At 53.2% G+C, this 7,882-nt stretch carries 8 protein-coding genes and 1 pseudogene; 1 reads left to right on the top strand and 8 read right to left on the bottom strand.

All coding sequences use genetic code 11. The features are described from left to right. The 4 genes and pseudogenes from ABYK60_RS17830 to sfsA all read right to left on the bottom strand — a co-directional run. Positions 1 to 462 (bottom strand): annotated as a pseudogene (locus ABYK60_RS17830) (polynucleotide adenylyltransferase PcnB); the annotation flags it as partial. Between the two features lie 190 nt (positions 463 to 652). Continuing rightward, positions 653 to 1,525: a tRNA glutamyl-Q(34) synthetase GluQRS gene (gluQRS, locus tag ABYK60_RS17835; RefSeq protein ID WP_372873350.1), complete on the bottom strand. Its 873-nt coding sequence runs from the start codon at positions 1,523 to 1,525 to the stop codon at positions 653 to 655. 69 nt (positions 1,526 to 1,594) lie between these two features. After that, positions 1,595 to 2,038, bottom strand: coding sequence for an RNA polymerase-binding protein DksA (dksA, locus tag ABYK60_RS17840; RefSeq protein WP_372873351.1), 444 nt, complete (start codon positions 2,036 to 2,038; stop codon positions 1,595 to 1,597). 168 nt (positions 2,039 to 2,206) lie between these two features. Further along, positions 2,207 to 2,911 carry a DNA/RNA nuclease SfsA gene (gene sfsA / locus ABYK60_RS17845; protein WP_372873352.1) on the bottom strand — a complete coding sequence of 235 codons (705 nt, stop codon included), beginning with the start codon at positions 2,909 to 2,911 and terminating at the stop codon, positions 2,207 to 2,209. 179 nt (positions 2,912 to 3,090) lie between these two features. On the opposite strand from sfsA, the gene pepB reads away from it, so the two are divergent. Continuing rightward, the gene (gene pepB, locus ABYK60_RS17850) at positions 3,091 to 4,368 is read left to right on the top strand and encodes an aminopeptidase PepB (RefSeq protein WP_372873353.1); all 1,278 of its coding nucleotides are present in this window, start codon (positions 3,091 to 3,093) and stop codon (positions 4,366 to 4,368) included. A gap of 114 nt (positions 4,369 to 4,482) precedes the next feature. Here pepB and ABYK60_RS17855 read toward each other — a convergent pair whose 3' ends face one another. The 4 genes from ABYK60_RS17855 to ABYK60_RS17870 form a co-directional block, all read right to left on the bottom strand. Continuing rightward, the gene (locus tag ABYK60_RS17855) at positions 4,483 to 5,748 is read right to left on the bottom strand and encodes a GGDEF domain-containing protein (RefSeq protein ID WP_372873354.1); all 1,266 of its coding nucleotides are present in this window, start codon (positions 5,746 to 5,748) and stop codon (positions 4,483 to 4,485) included. Between the two features lie 541 nt (positions 5,749 to 6,289). After that, positions 6,290 to 6,535, bottom strand: coding sequence for a hypothetical protein (locus ABYK60_RS17860; RefSeq protein WP_372873355.1), 246 nt, complete (start codon positions 6,533 to 6,535; stop codon positions 6,290 to 6,292). After that, positions 6,519 to 7,391, bottom strand: a complete 873-nt coding sequence (locus ABYK60_RS17865; protein WP_372873356.1) for an SAM-dependent methyltransferase — start codon at positions 7,389 to 7,391, stop codon at positions 6,519 to 6,521. The genes ABYK60_RS17860 and ABYK60_RS17865 overlap by 17 nt, the downstream gene beginning before the upstream one ends. Positions 7,392 to 7,471: 80 nt before the next feature. Further along, positions 7,472 to 7,882, bottom strand: a 411-nt coding sequence (locus tag ABYK60_RS17870; RefSeq protein ID WP_372873357.1) for a GNAT family N-acetyltransferase, incomplete at its 5' end; no start/stop codon positions are given.

Genomic DNA, 7,882 nt, shown 5'->3' on the forward strand with positions numbered 1-7,882 from the left:
ACCGTAGCTGCGGATAGAGTAATCACTGATATCGTAGTAGAGGGCGTTAACAGTAAAGTCACGGCGCTCGGCATCTTCATCAATGCTGCCATAGACGTTGTCACGCAGCAGACGTCCTTCGGCATTGGCCTTGGAAATTTTCTCGCCTGCTTCGTCGGAATGGTGTCCACGGAAGGTGGCCACTTCAATCACGTCGCGTCCAAATACAATATGGGCCAGACGGAAACGACGGCCCACCAGACGGCAGTTACGAAACAGCTTTTTGATATCTTCCGGTGTGGCGTTGGTCACCACGTCAAAATCTTTGGGTTCCATGCCCAGCAGCAGGTCGCGGACACCTCCGCCAACCAAAAAAGCCTCATAACCGGCTTTGTTAAGGCGATAGAGCACCTTAAGCGCATTTTCACTGATGTTCTTGCGCGAGATGGTGTGGTCGTTGCGGGTGAAGATACCGAGACTCAGCCCCTGTTCGGTTTGAGCGGTTCCCTGAGTCGATTCTGTGGCGTGTGGCTGTTCGTTCTCGGCAAACAGTTGCTTACAGAACTGAGTGATACGGCGAAAAATGGTACACCTCGTGACGTCAGTTTAGGGGGTTAAAAATCTGGTGGCTATGATAACCCCAAATGGGGGTAATTGACAGCATGCCGGCGCCTTAGCTGTCGCTGTCAATCAGGATTTCCCGCTGGGTTGGAATACGGCTAAGCGAAAAGTCCATCACTGCCTGACTCAACAGACTTTGGGGACAGGCGGCATCGGGCACCTGTTGGCCTAAAAATGCCAGCGCCGCCCGCAGTGCCGGCATGGGGGAGTCTTTACTTACCGGCGTGGCATGGTTTTGTTTTGACAGCTTAAATCCCACATCGGCGCAGGCCAGCGGCAGGTGAATATAGTCGGGTGTCTTGAAACCAAACTGGCTAAACAGACTCAGCTGACGGCAACTGGCCTCAATCAGGTCGCAGCCACGCACCACTTCAGTAATGCCTGCCTCGGCATCGTCCATCACGACTGCAAGTTGATAGGCATACAGGCCATCGCTGCGTTTGATGATAAAGTCTTCGGCAGCAAAATCATGGCTTACCCGAACCTCGCCCATCAAACCATCCTGAAAATGTGCCACCCGGGCGTGATTTTTGATGCGGATAGCGCCGCTTTGATGCCCCAGATGCTGGCAGCGGCCATCGTAAACGCCGCCCATGGCTTGTATTTGTTTGCGGGTGCATTGGCAAAAATAGGCATCGCCATTGGCAAGTAAGGTATCGATTTTGGCCTGATAGGCACCGGTACGCTGGCTTTGGTATACAAGCTCGCCATCCCAGTTGAGACCGAAAGCCTCTAAAGTGCGCAAGATGTCATCGGCTGCACCGGGCACCTCGCGGGGCGGGTCTATATCTTCAATTCGCACCAGCCACAGTCCCCCCAGGCTACGGGCACGTAAATAACTGCCCAGCGCAGCAATCAGTGAGCCAAAATGCAGTGAGCCGGAAGGAGAGGGGGCAAAACGGCCAATGTAGGGCGGATTGGACATGGCGCTTTTAACAGGTTCCTGAAATACCAAGCGGGGCCTAAGCCCCGCTCAATTGCATGCTGGTTAAGATTAACCGGCCATCTGCTTTTCTTTGATTTCGGCCAGCGTCTTACAGTCGATGCACAGGTCCGCGGTGGGACGTGCTTCGAGACGGCGGATACCGATTTCAACACCACAGGAATCACAGAAGCCGAAGTCATCATCTTCAATCTTCTGCAGGGTCTTCTCAATTTTCTTGATCAGTTTACGTTCTCTGTCGCGGGCACGCAGCTCCAGACTGAACTCCTCTTCCTGAGCGGCTCGGTCGACTGGGTCGGGGAAGTTGGCGGCTTCATCTTGCATGTGTGAAAGGGTACGGTCGACTTCTTCGCGCAGCTGGTTACGCCATGCTTCAAGGATCTTCTTGAAATGACCCAGCTGCTTGTCGTTCATATACTCCTCGCCAGATTGCTCCTGGTAAGGCTCAACACCTGCGATAGCGAGTACGCCAAGTTTTTTAGTGCCTTCAGGCATAACGCATCTCCTGTATTCTTTGCGTTGTTCGGGCGTCACTTAGAACGGCCGCTATCTATATCAAAATAAAACCGGAGTGGCAAACTTTTTGCCAACGCTGCAGTTAATTCTTTGATGATGTCCGCTTATCCCGTTCTTTTCAAATTTTACGGTCGCTTTTTCGGCTTTTTATGCCGTAAATGGCAGGTCGTTCGTAAGCTGCAACGACTCACTGTTCATGGTGCAACCATAGGCCAGCACTTCAACGCCGGCTGCCATCGCCTGCCTTAACAGTTGGCCATATTTGGCATCGATGTGGTCGGCCGGTGCCACCTTGTTGATTCCCTGATGCTGCACTACAAACAGCAATACCGCTCGGTGGCTCAGGGCCTTCATTTCCATCAGTTCCCGCAAATGCTTTTGGCCACGGGTGGATACCGCATCGGGGAAAAAGCCTGTGTCTCCTTCCAGCAAGGTGCAGCTTTTCACCTCAATGTAGCAATCTGGCAAGTCCTTACCGCTAAGTAGTATGTCTATCCGGCTGTTTTCATTTCCGTATTTCACTTCCCGGCGAATAAGGTCATAGCCGCTGAGCTGCGTAATAGCGCCGCTGGCAATGGCTTCTTCGGCAAGTTGGTTGGCGCGGCCGGTGTTGATGCCAATCAGATTGCCGCTATCGTCCTCGGCCAATTCCCAGGTGCTGGCGTATTTGCGCTTGGGATTATCTGAGGTGGAAAACCACACCCGCCTGCCCGGGTAAAGGCAATTTTTCATCGAGCCTGTGTTGGGGCAGTGCAGGGTGATTTGGCTGCCATCACTCAAACTGACATCGGCTAAAAAACGTTTATAGCGGGTGATAAGTATGGCCTGTTGCAGTGGCGCCGGATATTTCATCTACTGTCCTTGGCAGGGAAAAATCAGTGCCCGAGTGTACCCCAAATCTGCCATCAGTGTACGGCCAGTTGGCAGCCTCTTGGGGCAACAGAGCCAATGGGTTACACTGATTGGCAACCTGGCACGCCCCGGCGTAAGCCCATCACGACCATAAAAGAATCACATAAGAAGGAAATAAGATGACTCAAGCAATGCGCGTTTGCCTCACCAATGAGGCCGCTGCTGCCCATTGGGGCAAGGCCGATATCAGCTTCGAAGGGGATGCTGCCCGTATTCATCTGCAAGGTGCTGACCGCCTGCGTCAAATCCAGATGGCAGCCCGCAAGTTACGCTCGCAGGGAATCAATAAGGTGGCGCTGGACGGTGAAGGTTGGGATATAGATGCTCAGTGGCAGTTTGCTCAGGGCTTCGTGACCGCCAAAGCGGGCTGGGATCTCAGTTGGAGCGGTGATGATAGCCTGCGTCAAGCGCTGGAGCAGCGTATGGAAGCTGCCCGCTTTGTGCGTCAGCTGACCAACGAAACCCCTGAAAACCTGCCGCCGGTGAAGCTGGCGACTCTCGCTGCCAATTGGCTGAAACAGCTTGGCGGCGACAAGGTGAGTTTCCGGATTATCGAAGGAGAGCAGCTTCTCGAAGAGCAGTGGATTGGTGTGCATGCGGTTGGCCGCGGCAGCGAGCGTCCACCGGCGATGCTGGAGCTGGACTTCAACCCGCTGGGTGACGATGCCCCTGTGTCTGTGGCACTGGTTGGCAAAGGTATTACCTTCGATTCCGGCGGTTATAGCCTTAAAGCCAGCGAAGGCATGCTTAACATGAAATGTGACATGGGCGGCGCCGCCACTGTTACCGGCGCCCTGGGGCTGGCGATTAAAAACGGCCTTAACAAGCGCGTGAAGCTGTTTTTGTGCTGCGCAGAGAACCTGGTCAGCGGCCGCGCCTATAAGCTTGGTGACATACTTACCTACAAAAACGGCGTCACCGTTGAAGTGGTGAATACCGACGCAGAGGGCCGTCTGGTGCTGGCAGATGGTCTGCAGGCGGCTTCTGCCACCGGCGCGCCTTTCATTATCGATGCAGCAACCCTGACCGGTGCCGCTGTGATGGCCGTGGGCGGCAACTACAACGCTATTTTCTCCCCCGATACTGCCGTGCTTGAGCTGGCCAAAACCAAGGCAAGTGCTGTGGCCGAGCGGGTGTGGCCCCTGCCGCTGGATCCATGGCATAAAGACATGTGCCCATCTGCCTATGCCGACACTGCCAACAGCCGTCCTGTGAAAGGTGGTGGTGCCGGTGGTGCCTCCAACGCGGCGGGCTTCCTGTGGCGCTTTGTGCGTGAAGATGCCAAGTGGCTGCACATCGACCTTGCCGGCTCATTCGAAGACAGTGCAGGGGCGCTGTGGGCCGCCGGTGCCACTACCCATGGGGTGCTGACCATCGCAGAGCTTTTGAAAGACTAAGCATCAGCAATATACTGTCATTGCAGAAAACGAAGGCCGCTCATTGAGCGGCCTTTTTGCTTCGAGGTTATGGGTTTAACAGAGTGAGCTGAGCTTTAGGGCTCGGTTCCCATGTCATCCGGGCAGCGCTCCGCCATTTCCCTTGGTGCTGGGCTGCTGAGGGGGGCTGGCGTTGTCACTGCTCAGTTTGTCCTTTGCAGGGCAATATGCTTTAACCTGATTCCGGCCGCCGTGTTTGGCGCTGTACATGGCCTTATCGGCCTGAGCCAGCAGTATATCCAGCGAATAGCCCGCGAGAGTGGAGTCGGTTACCCCAAAGCTTGCAGTCAGTACGAAATCGTGACCGCAGGCAAGGGTGTCGCAGTTTGCCAGGGCATGACGCAGCTTCTCGGCTATCTCTGTGGCATGGTGCAAATCGCACTCGGGCAACAGCAGGCAAAATTCTTCACCGCCGATGCGACCGAATATCTCAAACTCCCGTACCTGCTGCTTGCACAGGCTTGCCACCTGTTTCAGCGCCCAGTCGCCGGTACTGTGGCCAAAACTGTCGTTGATGCGCTTGAAGTGATCCACATCAAACAGCACACAGCTGACCGGTGCCTTGAGGTTTTGGACATAATTGAGGGCGCTGTGCGCCACCTCAGTAAAGTGGCCTCGGCTAAGGAGGCCTGTCAGGCTGTCGTATTCGGCTAACTGCTTTAAACGCCTTTGATTTTTAAGAGAATGCCAACCCCAGGTAATAAGCCCCAAAATCACACTCAGGAGTGCGCCAATCATCAACCGGCTATTGAATCTCTCGGCGGTGTCGAGTCGCTGTTGCACCTTGAGTAGCTTGTTTTGCTCATCCAGCAGGGCAATTTTGTTTTGCTGCTCCAGGCTCTGGTGCTGGGCCAACTGAAACGCCAGCGTCTTGGTTTTCACCTCGTCCAGATAGGCCTTGTCGGCTTCGGCGTACTTGATATAGGCATCCAGCGCCGCCTCACTGTTACCGCGACTGCTGTGATAATCAAACAGCACCTTGTTGGCACGGATAAGGGCTTCCAGCGCATTGACCGCTGCTGGCGATTGGCTCACGGCCAATGCCTGTTGATAGGCCTTTTCCTGCTGCCCCAGCTCCCAGTTGGCCTTGGCCTGCAGGCTTTGGTAAATGGCAATGACAGGGGCGTATTTGGCGTTTAATACTTGCGGTTCGTTTTCATCAAGAAGAGATTTGGCTGCTTGGGGGTGATTGTGTGTTTCCAGCAAATATTGAGCGTATAGGCGAATTATTATTGAAAAAGCTACGTTTTCTTTGGCTGATAAACACAGAGAACTACCGCTCTCGAACTTGGCGATTAACTCACTATCTTGTGCATGTGATTTAACAAGTGCTTCAAACATTAATTGCTCGGCAACGCACGCATTTCTCGCTGAAGAAGAGATCCGCTTCAATCGTTCACTATAATCTTGTGCCAACTCATACTGGCCAATTTCGTTGTAAAAAATTCCTGACGTTGCAATGGCCTGAATCTTAATTTCAGAATTATTTACCGTAGCAAGAAGTGACTGCACTTGAGCGAGTGTTTCCAGACCTTCATTCCAACGTCGCTGAATTGCATATGCATTCGTAAGAGTCAGAAGGGATCTAACTTTTATCTCGCCACTGGTAGTTGTTTTAGCGAGAGTCTCAAAGGCGGCCATGCCCAGTGCAAATTTACCCTTAAACGTTAACTCATAAGCTTGTAAATACGACAGGTAGTCCCGCTCATAAGGAGACAAGCTACTCAGGTTATCCGAGGTTTCCAGCAATATGCTTTGAAACTTTTCAGGATCACTTGAACGTATTTCATCGGCAGTTTCTAGCTTTTCAAGCCATGACTCTGCATGTGATACGTTGCTGACGACTTGAAATAAACAAGCCGTCAGTAATAGCAGTAAATATTTAAGCAATGGCATAACTCAACCGGTTTGCTTGAGTATCTTTGTCCTCTTCTTGCTCAGTTTCCTGCTGTTCTTCATCTTCAGCGGGGAACAAGAAGCAGACAATGTCAGGTGCCACATCAAGCTCGGCCTTCAGGGCTTCGATGTCTTTGGCCTCGATTATGGCGGCGATGTGAGCAGGCAGGGTATCGAGGGAAACGGCAGTATTGCTGCCAAGTTTTGCCAAAATTTCAACAGCTTGATTCATCTTGTTTTCCTTGTGGTGAGTTCGCTTTTTTGCGTGAAAAGGGCAGTACAGTGGCGCCCTGCGGGGTCCCTTGCGTTTGTACGCCTGCCAGCGCTTGCAGGCGGGCACGCAGCTGGCTGTTGGGCGTGAGCGGCTGACTTGGAGGCAGCACCAGGGTGGTGTGCAGCTCCAGTTTGGCCTGGGGCAGGGCACTTAATGGCAGGCGCTCGATACGGGTACTGTGCAGCGCCGTGGTGGCGGCCTCATAGAGGATGCACTCGTGATTAAGCGGGTAGTCCTGGCTTAAGAGTTCTACCAAGAGTTCGCGCTCGGCGCTGCCGGTGGGGCGAATGCCCAGGGTTAGGTCACCGGCTAATGCCGGTTGCCACAGCACCAGCAGTGCGCTGGGGTCGATTCGGCGCTGATACAGCATCAACTGGGTGGTTTCAAAGTGCTGGCAGCCGGTTTTGCCGGGGTCCAGCCCCAAATCCGCATAGAGGCAATCTTCGGCGGAAATGCCCGGAATCATCCGCGCCTCAAAGCCTTCGGTGCGGGCTGTGGCAATGGCTTCGTGGGGCGCCTTGGCGAAAATACCGGGGTGACCATAAAAGGCGCCCACCACCTTTTTACCCAAACGCACCTCAGTGAGCATGGCATCGACCATCTCGTTGTAGGTGAGGTTACGGGATTTGCCGTCGGCGTAGTGCTGTTGCAGGCTGCGGGTATCCTTGGCTAGCCCTTCAATCCAGAGCTCGGTAAAACCGTCTGACATGCCGCTGAATACCACATCGGCCTGTTCAATCAGGTTTTGGGCGAGGGGGCTTAGGTGTCCGCCCAGCAAGATACCGGTGCCGACACAGACGAGGCTTCCTGACAAAAGACTTTCCTGAAAGTCCAAAACAAATCATGGGGCTAAATTAACAGGCTGAAAGCAAATTGAAAACAGTGAATTCACACTCACGTCGTCCGAAAGCACTCAAGGTATTCAGTCGATGTTTTGCACTGCTTGGGTAAGGTGAAGCCTGTTTTTCTGGTTATTGAATAAGAGGCCTGGTGATCCTGCTGAAATTTTGCGTATATGCCGGTTATTTCACTCAGTTTTAGGCCGAATTCACAGACAGTATTCATGGCCTCGGGAATAAAGCCCTTACCATAAAATGCGGGAAAGCTCAGAGCACCTATCTCCAGCATAGAAGGGTAGTCAGCCTTCATTCGAGTTAACGCTATTATGCCTATGGTTTGGCCACTGACTGACTCGAGAATTTTCCAGCAATACATCTTTGGCGGTGTGGTCGCAGTCTGTTTGAATATGATATCCGCAGTGCGATTAGCCTGTATGTCAGTCATGGGGGCTGAGACAAAGCTCAT

Source organism: Shewanella sp. (assembly GCF_041630135.1).
Taxonomy (GTDB): domain Bacteria; phylum Pseudomonadota; class Gammaproteobacteria; order Enterobacterales; family Shewanellaceae; genus Shewanella.